The following is a 740-nucleotide window of genomic DNA, read 5'->3' as shown; positions in this document are numbered from 1 at the left end:
TCAACGGCACCAGTTACGTCAGTTGTACGGAAGTAGAACTGTGGACGGTAACCTTTGAAGAATGGAGTGTGACGACCGCCTTCATCTTTAGACAGTACGTATACTTCCGCTTCAAACTGAGTGTGAGGAGTGATTGAACCAGGCTTAGCCAGTACCTGACCACGCTCAACGTCATCACGCTTAGTACCACGCAGCAGAACACCAACGTTCTCACCTGCACGACCTTCGTCAAGCAGTTTACGGAACATTTCAACACCGGTACAAGTAGTTTTGGTTGTATCTCTGATACCAACGATTTCTACTTCTTCACCAACTTTGATGATACCTTGCTCAACACGACCAGTTACAACAGTACCACGGCCTGAGATTGAGAATACGTCTTCGATTGGCAGGATGAACGGCTTGTCGATAGCACGCTCTGGCTCTGGAATGTAAGAATCCAGTGCTTCACCCAGTTCGATGATTTTCTTTTCCCACTCTGCGTCGCCTTCAAGGGCTTTCAGAGCAGAACCTTTGATTACTGGCAGATCGTCGCCCGGGAATTCGTATTCAGTCAGAAGTTCACGAACTTCCATCTCAACCAGTTCCAGCAGCTCTTCATCGTCAACCATGTCACATTTGTTCATGAATACGATGATGTAAGGGATACCAACCTGACGACCCAGCAGGATGTGCTCACGAGTCTGTGGCATAGGACCATCAGTCGCAGCAACTACCAGGATACCGCCGTCCATCTGAGC

At 48.6% G+C, this 740-nt stretch carries 1 protein-coding gene; it reads right to left on the bottom strand.

Annotated elements, in window-relative coordinates; translation table 11 throughout:
- On the bottom strand, positions 1-740 hold a 740-nt coding region (locus ACXAGR_RS23755), incomplete at both ends, for an elongation factor Tu (RefSeq protein ID WP_474852916.1).

The sequence above is a fragment of the Alteromonas sp. ABH4_457 genome (genome assembly GCF_056160625.1).
This window is presented reverse-complemented; position numbering and strand designations above follow the sequence as displayed.